Annotated in this window: 19 protein-coding genes; 8 read left to right on the top strand and 11 right to left on the bottom strand. The window is 65.9% G+C overall.

Annotated features, from left to right (window positions below):
• Window positions 1–110: 110 nt before the first annotated feature.
• The gene (locus HNQ66_RS13850) at window positions 111–899 is read right to left on the bottom strand and encodes an SDR family oxidoreductase (RefSeq protein ID WP_184144748.1); all 789 of its coding nucleotides are present in this window, start codon (window positions 897–899) and stop codon (window positions 111–113) included.
• A gap of 23 nt (window positions 900–922) precedes the next feature.
• Window positions 923–2,320, bottom strand: coding sequence for an FAD-binding oxidoreductase (locus HNQ66_RS13845; protein WP_184144747.1), 1,398 nt, complete (start codon window positions 2,318–2,320; stop codon window positions 923–925).
• A 266-nt stretch (window positions 2,321–2,586) separates the two neighbouring features.
• Between HNQ66_RS13845 and HNQ66_RS13840 the strand changes: the two genes are divergently transcribed.
• The 4 genes from HNQ66_RS13840 (at window position 2,587) to HNQ66_RS13825 (ending at window position 7,557) form a co-directional block, all read left to right on the top strand.
• Window positions 2,587–4,251, top strand: a complete 1,665-nt coding sequence (locus HNQ66_RS13840) for an electron transfer flavoprotein-ubiquinone oxidoreductase (RefSeq protein ID WP_184144746.1) — start codon at window positions 2,587–2,589, stop codon at window positions 4,249–4,251.
• 284 nt (window positions 4,252–4,535) lie between these two features.
• Window positions 4,536–5,165 (top strand): L,D-transpeptidase, encoded by a 630-nt coding sequence (locus HNQ66_RS13835; protein WP_184144745.1) that lies wholly within the window; start codon window positions 4,536–4,538, stop codon window positions 5,163–5,165.
• A 348-nt stretch (window positions 5,166–5,513) separates the two neighbouring features.
• Complete coding sequence (locus HNQ66_RS13830) at window positions 5,514–6,512, top strand: ABC transporter substrate-binding protein (protein WP_184144744.1); 999 nt, start codon at window positions 5,514–5,516, stop codon at window positions 6,510–6,512.
• 157 nt (window positions 6,513–6,669) lie between these two features.
• Entirely contained in the window at window positions 6,670–7,557 is an 888-nt protein-coding gene (locus tag HNQ66_RS13825) for an ABC transporter permease (protein ID WP_184144743.1), read from the top strand.
• A gap of 343 nt (window positions 7,558–7,900) precedes the next feature.
• On the opposite strand, the gene HNQ66_RS13820 is transcribed toward HNQ66_RS13825, so the two are convergent.
• Window positions 7,901–8,803 carry a DMT family transporter gene (locus tag HNQ66_RS13820; RefSeq protein ID WP_184144755.1) on the bottom strand — a complete coding sequence of 301 codons (903 nt, stop codon included), beginning with the start codon at window positions 8,801–8,803 and terminating at the stop codon, window positions 7,901–7,903.
• Window positions 8,804–8,948: 145 nt separating this feature from the next.
• On the opposite strand from HNQ66_RS13820, the gene HNQ66_RS13815 reads away from it, so the two are divergent.
• Entirely contained in the window at window positions 8,949–9,419 is a 471-nt protein-coding gene (locus HNQ66_RS13815) for an Lrp/AsnC family transcriptional regulator (RefSeq protein WP_184144742.1), read from the top strand.
• Window positions 9,420–9,469: 50 nt separating this feature from the next.
• Here the strand turns inward: HNQ66_RS13815 and HNQ66_RS13810 are convergent, their stop codons facing one another.
• Window positions 9,470–10,708 (bottom strand): MFS transporter, encoded by a 1,239-nt coding sequence (locus tag HNQ66_RS13810; RefSeq protein ID WP_343059504.1) that lies wholly within the window; start codon window positions 10,706–10,708, stop codon window positions 9,470–9,472.
• Window positions 10,709–11,048: 340 nt separating this feature from the next.
• Between HNQ66_RS13810 and HNQ66_RS13805 the strand changes: the two genes are divergently transcribed.
• Window positions 11,049–11,987 carry a diacylglycerol/lipid kinase family protein gene (locus tag HNQ66_RS13805; RefSeq protein WP_184144741.1) on the top strand — a complete coding sequence of 313 codons (939 nt, stop codon included), beginning with the start codon at window positions 11,049–11,051 and terminating at the stop codon, window positions 11,985–11,987.
• A gap of 172 nt (window positions 11,988–12,159) precedes the next feature.
• Here HNQ66_RS13805 and HNQ66_RS13800 read toward each other — a convergent pair whose 3' ends face one another.
• Window positions 12,160–13,518, bottom strand: coding sequence for a glutamine synthetase family protein (locus HNQ66_RS13800; RefSeq protein ID WP_184144740.1), 1,359 nt, complete (start codon window positions 13,516–13,518; stop codon window positions 12,160–12,162).
• A 148-nt stretch (window positions 13,519–13,666) separates the two neighbouring features.
• On the opposite strand from HNQ66_RS13800, the gene HNQ66_RS13795 reads away from it, so the two are divergent.
• On the top strand, window positions 13,667–15,040 hold the full coding sequence (locus tag HNQ66_RS13795) for an aspartate aminotransferase family protein (protein WP_184144739.1): 1,374 nt from the start codon (window positions 13,667–13,669) through the stop codon (window positions 15,038–15,040).
• 4 nt (window positions 15,041–15,044) lie between these two features.
• Here the strand turns inward: HNQ66_RS13795 and vapC are convergent, their stop codons facing one another.
• The 6 genes from vapC to HNQ66_RS13765 all read right to left on the bottom strand — a co-directional run bounded on the left by vapC (window position 15,045) and on the right by HNQ66_RS13765 (window position 18,040).
• Entirely contained in the window at window positions 15,045–15,434 is a 390-nt protein-coding gene (gene vapC, locus HNQ66_RS13790) for a type II toxin-antitoxin system VapC family toxin (protein WP_184144738.1), read from the bottom strand.
• A complete protein-coding gene (locus HNQ66_RS13785; RefSeq protein ID WP_184144737.1) occupies window positions 15,431–15,661 on the bottom strand; it encodes a type II toxin-antitoxin system VapB family antitoxin in 231 nt (76 codons plus the stop codon). Before HNQ66_RS13785 ends, vapC begins: the two co-directional genes overlap by 4 nt.
• Before the next feature lie 63 nt (window positions 15,662–15,724).
• Window positions 15,725–17,227 (bottom strand): AMP nucleosidase, encoded by a 1,503-nt coding sequence (locus HNQ66_RS13780; protein ID WP_184144736.1) that lies wholly within the window; start codon window positions 17,225–17,227, stop codon window positions 15,725–15,727.
• 60 nt (window positions 17,228–17,287) lie between these two features.
• Window positions 17,288–17,608 carry a YnfA family protein gene (locus HNQ66_RS13775; protein ID WP_184144735.1) on the bottom strand — a complete coding sequence of 107 codons (321 nt, stop codon included), beginning with the start codon at window positions 17,606–17,608 and terminating at the stop codon, window positions 17,288–17,290.
• 65 nt (window positions 17,609–17,673) lie between these two features.
• Window positions 17,674–17,850 carry a hypothetical protein gene (locus HNQ66_RS13770; protein ID WP_184144734.1) on the bottom strand — a complete coding sequence of 59 codons (177 nt, stop codon included), beginning with the start codon at window positions 17,848–17,850 and terminating at the stop codon, window positions 17,674–17,676.
• 25 nt (window positions 17,851–17,875) lie between these two features.
• Entirely contained in the window at window positions 17,876–18,040 is a 165-nt protein-coding gene (locus tag HNQ66_RS13765; protein WP_184144756.1) for a hypothetical protein, read from the bottom strand.
• Window positions 18,041–18,212: 172 nt separating this feature from the next.
• Between HNQ66_RS13765 and HNQ66_RS13760 the strand changes: the two genes are divergently transcribed.
• Window positions 18,213–18,914, top strand: coding sequence for a glutathione S-transferase family protein (locus tag HNQ66_RS13760; protein WP_184144733.1), 702 nt, complete (start codon window positions 18,213–18,215; stop codon window positions 18,912–18,914).
• The last annotated feature ends 110 nt before the right edge of the window (window positions 18,915–19,024 follow it).

Here is a 19,024-nt window from a genome sequence, read left to right as displayed (position 1 = left end):
GCTGCGGTCTCTCATCCGCCACCGCAATCGGCAATACAGCGCCAATCCCGGGCAAAGGGAAGTTACAAAGGTGGCCGGCAGGCCGGATGAGGGGCACTTCCCGCGCGGCTTCACACCGACCGCGCCGCCCCGCCGTCGCAGCGGATGACGCTGCCGGTGACGTAGCTTGCCGGTGCGCTGCACAGGAAAGCGGCGGTGGCGGCGAATTCCTCGACGGTGCCGTAGCGCCGTGCGGGGATCGCCTTTTCCGAGGCGGCCTTCACCTCCTCCACGCTCCGGCCGCTGCGCTCGGCGGCCGCGGCGTCGAGGCTCTTCAGCCGGTCGGTGAAGATGCTGCCGGGCAGGAGCAGGTTGCTGGTGACGCCGTATTGCGCGACTTCGCTCGCCAGCGTCTTCGACCAGCCGGCAAGCGCCGGGCGCAGCGTGTTGGAAAGCGCAAGGCCGGGGATCGGCTCGATCACGCCGGAGGAGGCGACGGTGAGGATGCGGCCCCAGCCCTCAGCCTTCATGCCGGGCAGAAGCCGGTTGGTGAGCGTGATGATCCGCAGCACCATGGAGTTGAAATAGGCGGCGAGCGTCTCCTCGTCCATGTCCTCGGTCGAGCCCGGTACCGGCCCGCCGGAATTGTTGACGAGGATGTCGACGCCGCCGAGCTTTTCCGAAACGGCCTTGACGATGGTCTCGACGAAACCGGCATCGCCGAGGTCCGCCTGCACCCAGTCGGCCCGGCCGGGACCTTCCGCATTGATGGCAGCGCAATTGGCCTCGAGCGTTTCCGTGCTGCGCCCGCACAGCAGCACATGGGCGCCCTCGCGGGCGAGCGCCACGGCGATGCCCTTGCCGAGGCCGCGGGAGGAGGCGAGGACGAGGGCGCGCTTGCCGGAAATTCCAAGATCCATGACGTTATCCTTCCTTTTTGGGCTCAGGCGAAGGGCACCTTGCCCGGATTGAAGAGGTTTTTGGGGTCGAGCGCGGCCTTGATCGCCACGGCCGCCGCGCGGCGGACGGGATTGCCATAGGCAAGGAAGGCGCGCTGCTTTTCGAGGCCGACGCCGTGCTCGGCGGAAAAGCTGCCGCCGAGATCCGAAACGCCCGCATAGACCGCATCCTCGATCGGCCCCTTCATCGCCGGCGCGGCCGCGCCCTCGCCGAAGACCGAGATATGCAGGTTGCCGTCCGCGACATGGCCGTAGACATAGGCCGCAAAGCCGGCGTCGACCGCCCTCAGCCGCGCTTCAAGACCTGCAACATAGGCATCGAGCGCGCCCGGCGGCACGGAGACGTCGAAGGAGGGCGCGGCGGGGTGCAGGCGATAGATGAAATCGCTCTCCTCGCGGATCGCCCAGAAGCGTCGCGCCTGGTCGAGCGAGGCCGCGACGATGCCGCTCGTCAGCCCGTGCTCCTCCCAGAGGGCGGCAAGCCCGTCTTCCAGGGCCGCGCGCGCCTCCGCCTCGCTTGCGGCGGAAACTTCCAGCAGCAGCACGGCCGGCGTTTCCCGCGCCAGCCAGTCGAGATCGAAGCCGCGCTCGCCGGCGCTGTCGCGGAAATAGTCCCGCCACATCAGCTCCGCTCCTTCGAGCTGCAAGGCGGGCTGCGCGCGGAAATGGGCGATGAGGGCAAGGGCCGCCGTGGCATCCGGTACGCCGACGAGCGCGGTGGCGCGCAGCGGATTGAAGGTTTCGAGTTTCAGCACGGCGCGGGTGACGAAGCCGTAGGCACCCTCCGAGCCGATGAGGAGCTGCTTGATGTCCGGCCCGGCGCTGACCTTCAGCACGCGCGTCAGGTCGCTGAAGAGGCTGCCGTCCGGCAGCACGGCCTCGATGCCGAGCACCTGATGGCGCATCACGCCGTTGCGGAAGGCGAGGATGCCGCCGGCATTGGTGGCGATCATGCCGCCGATGGTGGCGCTGCCGCGGGCGGCAAGGTCGATGCCGGGCGTGAGGCCGAATTCCGCGGCGGCCTCCTGCAAGGCCTGCAACGTCACGCCCGCGCCGACGGTCGCTGTCCGGGCGAGGGGATCGATCGCCTCGATGCGGGCAAGCCGTGCGGTGGAGAGGATAAGTTCGCCCGGCCGGCTGGTGCCGCCGCCGACGAGGCCGGTGCGCCCGCCCTGCGGCACCATCGGCACGCCGTTGTCGATGCACCAGCGCACCACGGCGACCGCCGCCTCCGGCGTCGCCGGTGCCGCCATCGCGCCTGCGCCGAGATTGTCCGGGTGCTCGCCGGGATGCCGGCCGGCAAGCGCCTCCGCTCCGATAAGGTGAAGGTCCTCGCCGAAATCGTTCAGGTCGCGCTGGAGCGATCGGATAATCTCGGACATGGGGCGACGATCCTCCGCAGTGTGGACTGCACGATGCCTATTCCCCCCGGCAGCCGGAATCAAGCGAGGAGGTGGCGGTGCAACCGGCGACATATTGACGTTTACGTTAAAGTCAATAAAACGGTGGATGGTATCATGACGTCATGCGCAAATGCGGGGATCGTCTGTCGCAGACCGGCTCGACAAGGTTCGCCGTATTTGTCATGACAGGCCGACAAGAGGGATTTTCCGCGGCTTTCGAGGGGTTGCGGGGTGGAGAAAGACGAATGAGCGAAGAAATGGAACTCCCCGAGCGCGAGAGCATGGAATTCGACGTGGTGATCGTCGGCGCGGGCCCCGCCGGCCTTTCGGCGGCGATCCGGCTGAAGCAGGTGAACCCCGAGCTTTCCGTCGTCGTTCTGGAAAAGGGCTCGGAAGTCGGCGCGCATATCCTCTCCGGCGCCGTCGTCGATCCCATCGGCATCGACCGCCTCCTGCCGGACTGGCGCGAGGACGAGAGCCATCCCTTCAAGACCGAGGTGACGGACGACCATTTCCTGTTCCTCGGGCCGGCCGGCGCCGTGCGCCTGCCGAACGCCTTCATGCCGCCGCTGATGAACAACCACGGCAACTACATCGTCTCGCTCGGCAATGTCTGTCGCTGGCTGGCGACCAAGGCGGAAGAACTCGGCGTTGAGATCTATCCGGGCTTTGCCGCGACGGAAGTGCTTTATAACGACGAAGGCGCGGTGATCGGCGTCGCCACCGGCGACATGGGCATCGAGCGGAGTGGCGAGCCCGGCCCGAACTACACGCGCGGCATGGCCCTTCTCGGCAAGTACACGCTGATCGGCGAAGGCGTGCGCGGCTCGCTCGCCAAGCAGCTCATTGCGAAATTCGACCTTTCGAAGGACCGCGAGCCGCAGAAATTCGGCATCGGCCTCAAGGAACTCTGGCAGGTGAAGCCCGAGAACCACAGGCCCGGCCTCGTGCAGCATTCCTTCGGCTGGCCGCTCGGCATGAAGACTGGCGGCGGCTCGTTCCTCTATCACCTGGAAGACAACCTCGTCGCCGTCGGCTTCGTGGTGCACCTCAACTACAAGAACCCCTGGCTCTATCCCTTCGAGGAATTCCAGCGCTTCAAGACGCATCCCGCCATCCGCGGCACCTTCGAGGGCGGCAAGCGCCTTTCCTACGGCGCGCGCGCCATCACCGAGGGCGGCTACCAGTCGGTGCCGAAACTCTCCTTCCCGGGAGGCGCGCTGATCGGCTGCGCGGCCGGCTTCGTCAACGTGCCGCGCATCAAGGGCAGCCACAACGCGGTGCTCTCGGGCATCCTCGCGGCGGAAAAGCTGGCCGATGCCATCGCCGCCGGCCGCGCCAACGACGAGCCGATCGAGATCGAGCAGGGCTGGCGCGACAGCGCCATCGGCTCGGACCTGAAGAAGGTGCGCAACGTCAAGCCGCTCTGGTCGAAGTTCGGCACGGCCGTCGGCGTGGCGCTCGGCGGCCTCGACATGTGGACGAACACGCTTTTCGGCTTCTCCTTCTTCGGCACACTGAAGCACGGCAAGACCGACGCCGCCTCGCTGGAGCCGGCGGCAAAGCACAACAAGATCGACTATCCCAAGCCGGACGGCGTCCTCACCTTCGACCGTCTCTCCTCGGTGTTCCTGTCGAACACCAACCACGAGGAAGACCAGCCGATCCACCTCCAGCTCAAGAACCCGGAGCTGCAGAAGACCTCCGAGCTCGACGTCTATGCCGGCCCGTCCACCCGCTACTGTCCGGCGGGCGTCTACGAGTGGGTGGAGAAGGACGGCAAGGACGTCTACGTCATCAACGCGCAGAACTGCGTCCACTGCAAGACCTGCGACATCAAGGACCCCAACCAGAACATCAACTGGGTGCCCCCGCAGGGTGGCGAGGGGCCGGTCTATCCGAACATGTGACAGGTCGCGGACGGCTACCGCGAGAGCGGCCGCGCGGGCATTTTTGGGTGCACCATCTCTCGGTTGTCATCCTCGGGCTTGACCCGAGGATCCACGCCTCACGGCACGCCCTGCATTCGTGGATGGATCCTCGGGTCAAGCCCGAGGATGACGGCGGAGAGGGAGAGGGGCTCTCCGCCAATACGTTAACCCTGCCCACAACCGCACCGCGCGCCTTAACCCTCGATTAACCATAACTGCATAATTCTCAGCCCCGAGGACCAATCATTCAAGGGGCGTTAACCATGTCGATCTCCCGTCGCGGATTCCTGCTCGGCGCTTCCGCCGCCCTGCTTGCGGGCTGCGCCACGAACGGCATGGGCGGCCGTGCCGACTATGGCGCGCGGCCGGACGAGAAGCATCCGCTGAAGGCGATGCCGCTCGACAAGATCAAGCCGGAACTGCGCCGCCAGGAAGTCGCCTACGAGACGGGCCAGGCGGCGGGCACCATCGTCGTCGATACGCCGGCCCGCCGGCTCTACTACGTGCTCGGCGAGGGGCGGGCGATCCGCTACGGCATCGGCGTCGGCCGGATGGGCTATTCGCTCGCCGGCAATGCCACGGTCGGCCGCAAGGCCGAATGGCCGAGCTGGACGCCGACCCCGAACATGATGCGCCGCGACAGGCGCAACCTGAAATATGCCGGCGGCCTGCCGGGCGGCATCAACAACCCGCTGGGCGCGCGCGCCATGTATCTCTACCAGAACGGCCGCGACACGATGTTCCGCATCCACGGCACCAACCAGCCCTGGTCCATCGGCCAGGCCATGTCGAGCGGCTGCGTGCGCATGCTCAACCATGACGTGATCGATCTTTACGCCCGCGTCGAGCCGGGCACGCATGTCTTCGTCGTCCAGGGGCGCCGCGAGGCCTGATTTCCGGGACATGTCGCAACGGGACAAGGCCGGCTTCGCCGGCCTTTCCGTTTTTGCGGTTTGAAAAAGCTGAATTGTATCATACCATTGCCCGCATGATCCCGCGCCCGCGAAAACCGGGCAAGGCTTTGCGGTTTTGACGGCCCCATGACGCATCGAGGTCAATGGCAGACGCATTCGTACCGGCATTCGACCCTGTAGCTGCAAAAGTCGAGGATGCGGTATCGCGGACCACCGGAGCCTTTCCGGCTGGTCCGCAGCGATCCGCACGAGGGATCACGAGCCCTGCGGCGGCGGTGCAGCCGGGCTCGACAGGATAACGACACCGCCGCAAATGAGGGAACGGATATGAAACATCTTCTTGCTTCCACCTGCCTCGTCGCCGGCCTCCTGGCCATGACGGGCGCGGCACGCGCCGAATGCGGCGACGTGACCATCGCCAGCATGAACTGGCAGAGCGCCGAGGTTCTCGCCGCACTCGACAAGTTCATCCTGACCGAAGGCTACGGCTGCAACGCCGAGGTCATCGTCGGCGACACCGTCCCGACCATCACCTCGATGATCGAGAAGGGCGAGCCGGACCTCGCGCCCGAAGGCTGGGTCGACCTCCTGCCGGACGTCGTCAAGCGCGGCATCGACGAGGGCAAGCTGGTGGGTGCGGCGGTCGCGCTCTCCGACGGCGCCGTCCAGGGCTGGTGGATCCCGAAATACGTCGCCGAGGCGCATCCGGACATCAAGACGATCGACGATGCCCTGAAGCATCCCGAACTGTTCCCCGATCCGGAAGACAAGAGCAAGGGCGCCGTGCACAACGGCCCGCAGGGCTGGGGCGGCACGGTCGTGACCAGCCAGCTCTTCAAGGCCTATGGCGGGGAAGCCGCCAACTTCACGCTCGTCGACACGGGCTCGGCGGCCGGCCTCGACGGCTCGATCGCCAAGGCCTACGAGCGCAAGGAAGGCTGGGTCGGCTACTACTGGGCCCCGACCGCGCTTCTCGGCAAGTACGACATGGTCAAGCTCGAGCACGGCGTTCCCTATGACGCGGCCGAGTGGAAGCGCTGCAATACCGTTGCGGATTGCCCGGACCCGAAGAAGAACGACTGGCCGAAGGACACCGTCCAGACGCTCGTGACCAAGCCGTTCTCCGAACGCGCCGGCACGGACGTCATGGACTACCTCAACAAGCGCGCCTGGACGAACGACACGGTCAACAAGCTGATGGCCTGGATGACCGACAACCAGGCGAGCGGCGACGACGGCGCCAAGCATTTCCTGGAAGAGAACGAAGCGCTCTGGACGACCTGGGTCTCGCCGGAAGTCGCCGAGAAGATCAAGGCCGCTCTCTGAGCCTGACGCAAACGGACGGCGCGCCCCGCGGCGCGCCGTCATCCGCCTTCGCCAACATGCATCTCGTTGGCGCAAACGGCCGCGCGCATGGCCGCGGCATCTTTCAGGGTAGGCGGGAAGGCCGGCGCAAGACTGGCCCAGCCGAAAGGGGATCGACATGGACTGGTTCACGAAATTTCCGACGATGGACGCGAATTCGCTGCGCGACCTCAAGAAGGCGATCGACGAAGGCTTCCGCGCCTTCACCCGCGCCTATGGCGACGGCATCGAATCCCTCTTCGAGCCGCTGCAACACTTTCTCATCTGGTCCGAGCGCTTCATGACGAAGACGCCCTGGCCGATCATCCTCATCCTGATCGCCCTTGTCGCCTGGTTCGCCAGCCGCAACTGGAAGATCGTCGCCGGCTCGATGGTCACGCTGCTCATCATCGGCTATTTCGACATGTGGGACGACACGATGAAGACGGTCTCGATGATCTTCGTCTGTACCGTCCTTTCCATCGTCATCGGCATACCGATCGGCATCCTCATGTCGCGGTCGGACCGGGTGCAGAACGTCGTCAATCCGGTGCTCGACGTCATGCAGACCATGCCGAGCTTCGTCTACCTCATCCCGGTCGTCATGCTGCTCGGCATCGGCAAGGTCCCGGGGCTGATCGCGGTGGTCATCTACGCCATTCCGCCGATGATCCGCCTCACCAATCTCGGCATCCGCCTCGTCGACAAGGACGTGCTGGAGGCGGCCGACGCCTTCGGCTCGTCGAACTGGCAGAAGCTGAAGAACGTGCAGATGCCGCTCGCGCTGCCCACCATCATGGCCGGCATCAACCAGACGATCATGATGGCCCTCGCCATGGTCGTCATCGCCTCGATGATCGGCGTGCAGGGCCTCGGCCAGCCGGTGCTGAAGGCGATCTCCAACCAGTATTTCACCCTCGGCATCTTCAACGGCCTCGCCATCGTCGGCATCGCGATCATCTTCGACCGCGTCAGCCAGGCCTACGGCAAGCGCCTGCAGAAGCACCGCGAGATCATCCACGGCTGATCCCGCCGCAACGACGAACGCAAAAAGGCGCCCCGGCAAAAGCCGCGGGCGCCTTTTCTTTCGTGGCATCATCCAATCTCGCCCTTTATACCCGCCCCTCATTCCCCTCCGTCATCCTCGGGCTTGACCCGAGGATCCACCCCCGCGGGTGAGGCATGGATGGTCGGGTCAGGCCCGACCATGACGAAGGGAGAGGGCAGAGAGACAGTGGGGCAGACAGGTAGAGAGAGAGAGAGAGAGAGAGAGAGAGAGAGAGAGAGAGAGAGAGAGAGAGAGGGAGGGGAAGGGAAAGGGAAGGAGCAGAAGCAGAAGCAGAAGCAGGAAAGAAAAGCCCACCCGCAATTCACCGCTTCGGCGAGAAGACCCCCGTCGAGAGCGCCACGCCGGCGCCGACTACCAGCGCGGCCGCCATTTCCGCAGCGCCGAAGCTCTCGCCGAGGAACACCGCGCCGCCGAGCGTCGCCAGGACCGGCGTGATGGCGGTGAAGGCGGCAGCCTGGCTGCCGCCGAGCGCGCGGATGGCCGTGCCGTAGGCGAAGGTGGCGACGAGGCCGGAAAGGATACCCTGGCTGGCGACCTGCAGCGCAAGGTCGGGCAGGGAGGCTGCGGCAAGATGCGTGCCGAAGACCGCCGCCAGCCCCAGGTGGATGAGGAAGGACCAGGCGGCGACGAGCGCGGCGCCCTCAAGCGCGCTGAGGCCGGAGCGGCGGAAGGCGTGGGTGAAGCCCGCCCAGAGCACCGCGCCGAGCGGCAGCAGCACGAAGCCGGTCATCGTCATGCCGCTCTTCTGGAGGCTTGCCGCAAGGAGGATGACGACGCCCGAGACGATGGCGCCAAGGCCGGCGAGGCGCATGCGGTCCGGCCGCTCGCCGAAGAGCACCATGCCGATGAGGGCGGTCGCCAGCGGCATGGAGCCGCCGAGCAGGATGCCGCCCGGCGCGGCAGGCGTCACATGCAGCGCCGCCGCCGTGATCTGGAAGAAGAGGGCGCCCGCGCCGGCCACCATCACGACGACGAGCCGCAGCGGCACGCCCTTCGGCAGCAGTCCCGTGCGCAGCCAGACGGGCGCGAGCAGGATGGCCGGCACGCCGTAGCGGATGAGGCCGATGTCGACGGTGCCGAGCGGGGTTGCGGCCGTGTGGCGCGTCGCCACCACCCATGTCGCCCAGATCAGCACCGTCACCGCCGCGCCGGCATAGCCGGCGGCAAGCGGATTGGAGGTCCCGGGGGAGGAAAGCGAGGTCATGGCCATCTGGCATCCTTTCTGCGCTGCGGCTCAGGTCACGGCGGGACACTAGCGCCGAAGATCGCGGCATGTCCTTGCGAGTTGTGGCGCTGTGAAGGTAGGATGCGCACGATCATGCCAAAGTGGGCCGGGAAAATTCGCAGATATGCCAAACCTCGATAAATTCGATATCGCCATCCTCAAGGTGCTGCAGGAGGATGCGCGGGCGACGAACGTGGAGATCGCCGAGCGGGTGAACCTCTCGCCGTCGCCCTGCCTGCGGCGCATCCGCAACCTGGAGAAATCCGGCGTGCTGCGCGGCTACCGGGCGGACATCGACCGCAAGGAGGTGGGCCTCGGCCTCACCGTCTTCGTGGAGATCAAGGTGGGGCTGCACAGCCGGGAAAACGCCGCCGAGCAGCAGGCGGCGCTGCTCGCCGTTCCCGAGATCGTCTCCTGCTTCCTGATCTCGGGCAATGCGGACTTCCTGGCCGAGGTGGTGGTCGAGGACCTTTCGGCCTACGAGACCTTGCTGACGGAAACGCTGCTCGCCATGCCGGGCGTGACCGACATCCGCTCCAATTTCGCGATCCGCAGCATCAAGACCGGCGGCCCCCTGAAACTGCCGGCCGTCTGAACGCAAACGGCGCCCCGAGGGGCGCCGCGCGACAGCCGGATTTTTGTCGCTCACTCCGCCGGGCAGGCGGGGGTGGCCGTGCGGTCGGCCTTTTCGAGCGCCAGCGAGAGAAGGAAGACGCCGAAGCCGATGACGGCCGTCGCCGCGCCGACGAAGCCCATCGAGCCGTAGCCGTAGCCCGCCGTGATCGCCATGCCGCCGAAGAGCGCGCCGAGCGCGTTGGCGACGTTGAAGGCGGAATGGTTGAGGGCGGCGGCGAGCGTCTGCGCGTCGCCCGCGACATCCATCAGCCGCGTCTGGAGCGCAGGGCCGACGACGAAGGAGCAGCCGATCAGGAAGCAGCACAGGCCGAGCAGGACCGGGTTCTCCGCCGTCAGCGACAGGCTGACGAGCACGAAGAAATAGAGCACCAGCGACCAGCCGATGGTGCGCATCAGCGACAGGTCGGCGAGCTTGGCGCCGAAGATGTTGCCGACGATCATGCCGCAGCCGAAGATCGCCATGATGACCGGCACCATGCTTACATGAAGGCCGGCGACCTCGGTGACGATCGGCGAGATATAGGAGAAGACCGCGAACATGCCGCAGAAGCCGGTCGCGGCGATGCCGAGCGTCAGCCAGACCTGCCTGCGCTTGAGGGCGCCGAGCTCCGTCAGCGCGTTGATGCCCTTCGGCGCCTTGTCGCGCGGCAGGAAGATGGCGATCAGCCCGACCGTCAGCAGCCCCGTGATGCCGACGGCGACGAACATGAACTGCCAGTCGAGCAGCTGGCCGAAGAAGGCGGCGAGCGGCGTGCCGATCAGCGTCGCCACCGTCAGGCCCAGCATGACCTTGCCGACCGCCTGCGTGCGCTTGTTGACCGGCACCATGGAGGCGGCGACGAGCGCGGCGACGCCAAAGTAGGCGCCGTGCGGCAGGCCCGTCAGGAAGCGGAAGAGGATGAAGGTGTGAAAGGTGGGGGCGGCGGCGCTCGCAAGGTTGCCGGCCGCGAAGATGCCCATCAGCGCGAGCAGCAGGTCGCGCCGGCGAAAGCGCGCGCCGATGACGGCGATGACCGGCGCACCGACCACGACCCCGAGGGCATAGGCGCTGATGACGTAGCCCGCCTCGGCGGTCGTCACGCCGAAGGTTTTCGCGACATCCGGCAGGAGGCCCATGATGGCGAATTCGCCGGTGCCGATGCCGAAGCTGCCGACGGCAAGCGCCAGGATGATCAGGGTGACGGTAAGCGCGGCGAGCGGCGGCTGCCCGGAGGAGAGGGCGGCATGCGGCAGGGGATGTTCGGACACGGGGGGCTCCGCAGGTGTGGCCCACGCGGCAAAACGGCGACGGACCCTCGCACGGGGCTGCCACTCCTCCTGGCTGCTGATGCGGTCTGGTTCCGGCCGGAAAGGCCTGATGGGTAGGTAAATCGGTTCGGCCGGCGCACTCCCGACGCCAAGCGACCGGGCTGTAATATATCAATTCGCACCCGGCTCCTACTGCGATTTTTCACCTCACCCGAATTTGATCCGCTCACGATTTGTTGCGCTCTGTTGCGCGCTCGCCTGCTAATCGCCGCTTTCTCCCTTATCTAATGGCTATCCAGCCACTTTTGCCGTTCACGGCGAAAAGATGCGGAGTATGCGAATGAGAGTTCAGGCGATCTTCAACAGGGACGGCGGCACGTTCCGCACCATCGACATGGACGCCTATGCCCGCCATGCGGAAAAGGTGTTCGCCGAGGCGGGCCATCATCTCGACTGCGATATCGTCGAGGGCGCCGATATCGAGATGGCGCTGCGCCGCTGCGCCGACCGGACGGACCTCGACGCGATGCTTGCCGGCGGCGGCGACGGCACGGTCTCGGCCGCGGCCGGCCTTGCCTGGCAGAACGGCATGCCGCTCGGCGTCGTGCCGGCGGGCACCATGAACCTCTTCGCCCGCTCGCTGAAGATCCCGCTCGATATCTGGGAGGCGATCGATGCGCTCGCCGACGGCGATATCGCCGCGGCCGACATCGGCACGGCGGACGACCGGGCCTTCGTGCACCAGTTCGCCGCCGGCCTCCATGCCCGCCTCGTGCGCCTGCGCAACACGATGAGCTACCGTTCGCGCCTCGGCAAGATCGCCGCCAACACCCGCGCCGCCCTCGGCGTCATCCTCGACCCGCCGGAATTCGACGTGGAGTTCGACGTCGACGGCGTTGCGGCGCATCGCAAGGTCTCCGCCATCAACGTCTCGAACAACCGCTTCGGCGAGAATGGCCTGCTCTATGCGGAGGACCTCACCGGCGGCCATCTCGGCTTCTACACGACCAATCCGCTGAAGCCGGCCGGCGCGGCGAAGCTCGCCTTCGACATCCTGCGCGGCAGGCTGCGCGAGAACGCCGACGTCTGCGAGATGACCGGCGCGGAGGTGGAGCTGCATTTCCCTCGGGTCGACCGGGCGATCAACTGCGTCATCGACGGCGAGCTGCTGCCCATGGACCGCGACGTCTCGATCCGCCTGCATCCGGGCGAGCTGAAGGTCATGGTGCCCAAGGTGCAGGCCGAGAACATGGCCAAGGCCGAGACGGCGGCGGCGTAGAAGGCGGCCGGGCTCGGTGGCTGCCCCTCACCCTAACCCTCTCCCCGCAAGCGGGGAGAGGGGACGTGCCCCGCGAACGGATATTGTTTGAAGAAAACGGTGCGTCATATCCCTTCGCCCCGCTTGCGGGGAGAAGGTGCCGGCAGGCGGATGAGGGGCTCTTTCTCGCCCGCTAAATCCGCGGCAGATAGGTCTGGTAATCGAAATCCGAGACCGTGCGCAGGTAGGTGATCGCCTCCTTGCGTTTCGTATCTCCATAGAGCTTCTGGTACTCGGCCCCGAACGCGTCCCCGATGAAGGGCGAAGCCGAGAATTCCTCCACGGCCGTCAGGAAGTCGTGCGTCAGGCGCTTGGCATCCGGCACGTCCTTGCCCGGCTCCGTCACCGGGCCCGGATCGAGGTCCTTGTCGAGGCCAAGCAGGATGCCGCCGAGGATGGCGGTCAGCAGCAGGTAGGGGTTCACGTCGGCACCGGCCACGCGATGCTCGACGCGCGCCGCCGGCCCGTCCTTGTCGGGGATGCGGATGGCGGTGCCGCGATGGCCGAAGCCCCAGGTGAGGTCGACGGGCGCGAAGGAGCCCGGCTGGAAGCGGCGGTAGGAATTGGCGAAGGGCGCGAAGACGAGCTGCGCGTCGCGCATCGTTTGCAGCATGCCGGCGGTGATCGACTTCAGCTTCGCCGGCTCGCCGCCCCTTGCGTCGAGGATGTTCCTGCCGTCCCGGTCGAGGATGCTGCAATGGACGTGCAGGCCCGAGCCCGCCTGGTCGGCATAGGGTTTTGCCATGCAGGTGGATTTCAGGCCGAAGCGGCGCGCGGCCTGGTCGGCGATGCGCTTGAGATAGATGCAGTCGTCGGCCGCCGCCAGCGCATCCGGCCGGTGCAAGAGGTTGATCTCGAACTGGCCGGGGCCGAACTCCGCCGTCGTCGCATCTGCCGGCAGGTCCATCGCCTTCGCCCAGGCCCGCACGGTCTGGAGGTAGCCGTCGAGCGCATCCGTCGCGCTCATGTCGTAGAGCTGGAAGCCGTTCGGCTCGCCGCGCCAGGTCAGCGCTGCCGGCGGGCGGGGCTTGCCGGTCTCGTACCAGTCGCCTTCCACCACGTAGAATTCGAGTTCGGTCGCCACCACCGGCGTCAGGCCGCGCGCGGTAAAGCGCTCCAGCATGCGCGCGAGGATGGCGCGCGGGTCCATGAAGGAGGCGGTGCCGTCGAATTCGTGCATGGTGGCCAGCACCTGCCGGGAGCCTTCCGGCGCCCAGGGCATGACGGTCAGCGAGCGCTTGTCGGGAATGCACACGCCGTCCGGATCGCCGACGGAGAGCGACAGGCCCGTGATATCGTCGTTGTCGTCGCCCCAGATGTCCAGCGACTGCGTGGAGGAGGGCAGGCGCACCGAGCCGTCCCAGATCTTCTTCTCGCCTTCGAGCGGAACCTGCTTGCCGCGCAGGTCTCCGTTCATGCCGACGAGGAGGATTTCGATACGGGGCGGGGTATTGGCGGGCAGCAAACCGGCCGCCGTCTTGTCGTTTGTCATGATGCCTGCCTTTGGTTTGGCGGGAGGCATGGACAAGGTGATTTGCTCGCGCTCGATCTCTTGCCAAATGCCTGTTGTATGGGCATTTTCGTAACCCATTCTGTCCCGCCGTTCAATAAGGCGGGACCTACCCGCAAGGATGATCCCGATGCCGAACACCAGCGCAGCCGCCGTTTCCAACCTCGGAGCCCTCGACGCCGCCCACCACCTTCATCCCTTCTCGGACATGAAGAAGCTGAATGCGGCCGGCACGCGCATCATCGAGCGCGGCGAGGGTTGCTACATCTTCGACAATCACGGCAAGCGCTATCTCGACGGCTTCGCGGGCCTCTGGTGCGTCAATATCGGCTATGGCCGCAGGGAAATCGCAGAAGCCGTCATGCGGCAGATGAACGAGCTGCCCTATTACAACACCTTCTTCGGCACCACGACGCCGCCGGCCGTGCTGCTCGCCCAGAAGATCACCTCCCACGCCGGCCCGAACATCAACCGCGTCTTCTTCACGGGCTCGGGCTCGGAGGCGAACGACACCTGGTTCCGCATGGCGCGCGTCTACTGGGGCGCCATGGGCAAGCCGACAAAGAAGGCGATCATCGCCCGCAGGAACGGGTATCACGGCTCCACCGTCGCCGGCGCCTCGCTCGGCGGCATGAAGTGGATGCACGAGCAGGGCGACCTGCCGATTGCCGGCGTCCACCATATCGACCAGCCCTACTGGTACGGCGAGGGCGGCGAGCTCTCCCGCGACGAATTCGGCCTGAAGATGGCTCGCCAGCTCGAAGAGAAGATCGACGAGCTTGGCGAGGACAATGTGGCCGCCTTCGTCGCCGAGCCGATCCAGGGCGCCGGGGGCGTCATCGTGCCGCCGGACAGCTACTGGCCGGAGATCGCCCGCATCTGCAAGGCGCGCAACATCCTGCTCGTCGCCGACGAGGTGATCTGCGGCTTCGGGCGCACCGGCCACTGGTTCGGCCACCAGCATTTCGGCGTCGAGCCGGATCTTGCGCCCATCGCCAAGGGCCTCTCCTCCGGTTACCTGCCGATCGGCGGCGTCATGGTCTCCGACCGCGTCGGCAACGTGCTGGTCGAGGAGGTCGGCGACTTCAACCACGGCTTCACCTATTCCGGCCACCCGGTCTGCGCGGCCGCGGCGCTGGAGAACCTGCGCATCATCGAGGACGAGAAGCTCGTCGAGCGCGTCCACGACGACATCGGCCCCTACCTCGCCACCGGCCTGAAATCGCTGGAGGACCTGCCCATCGTCGGCGAGGTCCAGCAGGTCGGCCTGATGGCCGCCGTCCAGCTCGCCGAGGACAAGGCAACCCGCAAGCGCTTCGAGGACAAGGAGACGGCCGGCGTCACCGTGCGCAACCATTGCCTTGCAAACGGCCTCGTGCTGCGCGCCACCGCCGACCGCATGCTCTTCTCCCCGCCGCTCGTCATCACCCATGCCGAGGTCGATGAGATGATCGACATCACGCGGAAGGGACTGGAGCATGCGTGGAGCGTGCTGGGAGCTTGAAGCCTTACGCGATCCGAAGGCCGAGATGCTCGGCCATCGGATTGAAATCCCTGTCGGCATGGAGCAGGCTGTGGCCATGCTCCATGCAATAGGTGCCGATGATGAGATCGGCCGACTTGCGGACGGTTATGCCTTTTGAACGCAGCCGCCGGAAATTTTCGGCTGCCTTTATCGCGATTTCAGGCGAGAGCATCGATACGACATTGAAGGCTGACAATAGCTTTTGAAGATTGGCCGCGTGGCCTTCGTTCTGTGCGCCTTGCAAAAGCTCCAGGAGGACGATGTCTCCAAGGAGAATGTCCGCCATATTTGCCATTGCCCTGAGCCGCATGGATTGTGGAGTGGCAATGCCGCGTATCACGGCAATCCATACCGAGCTGTCGACGACGATCATTCTGCAGCGTCATTCCGCAGGGTTTCAGGCGGCCCCCATCCTTCGCGCATCGCGTCAAGGTCGCCTTCCCATCCCATGCCCCAAAGCTCGTCCAGGGCCTGGCGGCGGTAGCCGTTTTCCACGAACTGACGAAGCGCGAGCGCGACGATTGCCTTTTTCGTCGCGAGACCCGAAAGCTCCATCGCCTTGGCGATCAAATCGTCATCGATTTCGATGTTCGTGCGCATAGGTAGCCTCGTGTGTATGAAATGCTAAAATCATACACTAGGATGAGGCCGCCGACAACGAAATCACTGGAACGCCGTCTCGAAGAAGCTCCTCAGCTTGCGTGAATGCAGTTTTTCCGAGGGCATGCCGGCGAGGATTTCGAGGGCACGGATGCCGATCCGGAGGTGCTGGTTCACCTGGGTGCGGTAGAAGGCGGTCGCCATGCCGGGCAGTTTCAGCTCGCCGTGCAACGGCTTGTCGGAAACGCACAGCAGCGTGCCGTAGGGTACGCGGAAGCGGAAGCCGTTGGCGGCGATGGTTGCCGATTCCATGTCGAGCGCGATGGCGCGGGACTGGGAGAGGCGTTTCACCGGCCCGCGCTGGTCGCGCAGTTCCCAGTTGCGGTTGTCGATGGTGGCGACGGTGCCGGTGCGCATGATGCGCTTGAGGTCGTAGCCTTCGAGGCCCGTCACTTCCTCCACCGCGTCTTCCAGCGCCACCTGGATTTCCGCCAGCGCCGGGATCGGCACCCAGACGGGCAGGTCGTCGTCGAGCACGTGGTCCTCGCGCACGTAGGCATGGGCAAGCACGTAGTCGCCGAGCGTCTGGCTGTTGCGAAGGCCCGCGCAATGGCCGAGCATCAGCCAGGCATGCGGGCGCAGCACGGCGATATGGTCAGTGATCGTCTTGGCGTTGGAGGGGCCGACGCCGATATTGACCAGAGTGATGCCGCCATGGCCCTTCTTCTTGATGTGGTAGGCGGGCATCTGCGGCAGGCGGGCGAGCGTCAGGTCGCTTTCCGGCTTGTCGGCGCCGGCAGGCGTGACGATGTTGCCGGGCTCGACGAAGGCCGTGTAGCCGTTGCCGCCCTCGGCCATCTGCTGGCGCGCCCAGGCGCAGAACTCGTCGACATAGAACTGGTAGTTCGTGAAGAGCACGAAGTTCTGGAAATGGTTGGCGCTCGTCGCCGTGTAGTGGCTGAGGCGGGCGAGCGAATAGTCGATGCGCTGCGCGGTGAAGGGCGCGAGCGGCGAGGGCTCGCCGGGGCCGGGCTCGTAGGAGCCGTTGGCGATCTCGTCGTCGGTGTTCGTCAGGTCCGGCGCGTCGAAGAGGTCGCGCAGCGGCAGCTCGATGTTCTCGGCGATCTCCGCCTCCACATAGGCGCCTTCCCCGAAGGCGAAATGCAGGGGGATCGGCGTCGCGGATTCGGAGACCGTGATGCGGACGCCGTGGTTGCGCATCAGCAGGCCGAGCTGTTCCTTGAGGTAGTGCCGGAAGAGTTTCGGGCGGGTGATGGTGGTCGTGTAGATGCCGGGCGAGGCGACATAGCCGTAGGAAAGGCGGGAATCGACATGGCCGAAGCTGGTCGTCTCCAGGCTGACCTGCGGATAGCAGGCGCGGAAGCGCTTGTCCGGCGTGCCGTTCCGGCCGAGCGAGACGAAGGCGTCCGTCAGGAATTTCGTGTTGCGCTCATAGAGCTCCTCCAGCGCATCGACCGCGGCGACCGGATCGTCGAAGGAGCGCGGCTCGTAAGGCGTGGGCGTGGAGAAGGAAAGGGGGCGGGGAGAGAAGATTCGTTTGCTCATGAATCACTATAGTTGCTGTCTTTTGACAAGCAAACGACAAGTTCGATGCGTCCGCAAGCCTTATCGCGGGGCTGCGAGGATGACCACGGCGCCGGCAACGGCAAGCCCCGCGCCGGCAAGGTCGAAGCGGTCGGGGCGCAGGCCCTCGGCAAGCCACAGCCAGAGGAGCGAGGCGGCGATATAGACCCCGCCATAGGCCGCATAGGCGCGGCCCGCAAAGGCGCTGTCGGCCTGCGTCAGCAGCCAGCCGAAGAGCGCGAGCGAGGCCATGCCGGGCACGAGCCAGAGGATGGATTTGTCGAGCCGCCACCAGGCCCAGAAGGCAAAGCACCCGGCGATCTCGGCAAGGGCCGCGGCGGAAAAGACGAGGAGGGATTTCATCCGGGGCTCCTTGCGGGTGCGAACGCTGCCGGATGTAGCATGGAACGGAGGGCGGGAAAGCCCGCTCAGCTCATGGACTGCCGCTGCAGGGTGACGAAAAGCACGAGGCCCGCGCCGTTCTTCTCGATGCCGAGGCCGCCCGCATTGCTCCAGGCAAGGGCGCCGACCGGCGCCATCAGCATCGCCGAAAGGGCGAGGATGCGCAGCAGTGTGGCGGAGGCGTGGGTGAGGGCGGCGGTCATCGGGCGTCTTCCGGGAGGCTGGAAATCAGAGGGCGGCGCGGCAGCCGTGCGAGGCGGCGCAGGCCATGAGCTTGCCGGTGTCGTTGCGCGCGCTGCGGCGATAGTCGGTTTCGACGGCGGCAGCCAGCATGATCGCGAAAACGGCCATCAGCAGGGTGATGATGGTCAGGCGGCGTGCGAGGATGTCCATGGTCGTGTCCCTCATTCCATTCCAGATGTTTCGATGGAACCTTTTTGCCACTCCCGGACTGAACGCTCCCTGACATGCCGGTTCATCTCCCGTTCAGGAAAGGTGTGATCGGGCCTTGAAGGAGGGGAGGCGGGCTTCTACCTGTTTGACCTGTGCAACCGGGAGACAGGCAATGACCGCGCCCATCGAACTCTATTACTGGCCGACGCCGAACGGCCACAAGATCAGCATCATGCTCGAGGAACTCGGCGTTCCCTACGAGGTGAAATATGTCAATATCGGCCGGGGCGAGCAGTTCGAGCCCGATTTCCTGAAGATCTCGCCGAACAACCGCATGCCCGCCATCGTCGACCCGGACGGCCCGGGCGGCGCGCCGATCTCCGTCTTCGAATCCGGTGCGATCCTGCAATATCTCGGCCGCAAATACGGAAAATTCTATCCGGCGGACGAGCGCCGGCGCGTCGAGGTCGACCAGTGGCTGTTCTGGCAGATGGGCGGCCTCGGCCCGATGGCCGGCCAGGCGCATCACTTCCGCCAATATGCGCCGGAGAAGATCGAATATGGCATCAACCGCTACACAAACGAGGTGAACCGCCTCTATGGCGTGATGAACAAGCGCCTCGCCGACCGCGACTATCTTGCCGGCGACTATTCGATCGCCGACATGGCCTCGATCGGCTGGGTTCGGCCCTACGAGAACCAGGGCCAGGACCTCGACGACTTCCCGAACCTCAAGCGCTGGTTCGAGGCCGTGCTCGCCCGCCCCGCTGTGCAGCGCGGCATCGAGGTCGGCAAGGAAGAGCGCGCCCGCCAGGCAAGCCTTGCCGAGGACAAGGAAGCGCAGAAGATCCTCTTCGGCCAGCGGGCGCGGTAAGGCCGGAATGCGAAAGGCCGGCGTTTGGCGCCGGCCTCTGATTTTTCGATTGATGAAATCCGAGAACATCACCCACCCGCTCCGTCATCCTCGGGCTTGACCCGAGGATC

Origin of the sequence: Shinella fusca (genome assembly GCF_014203155.1) — a bacterium.
Lineage (GTDB): Bacteria > Pseudomonadota > Alphaproteobacteria > Rhizobiales > Rhizobiaceae > Shinella > Shinella fusca.
Note: the sequence above shows the minus strand (reverse complement) of the source record. Positions and strands in the feature narration are given on the sequence as shown.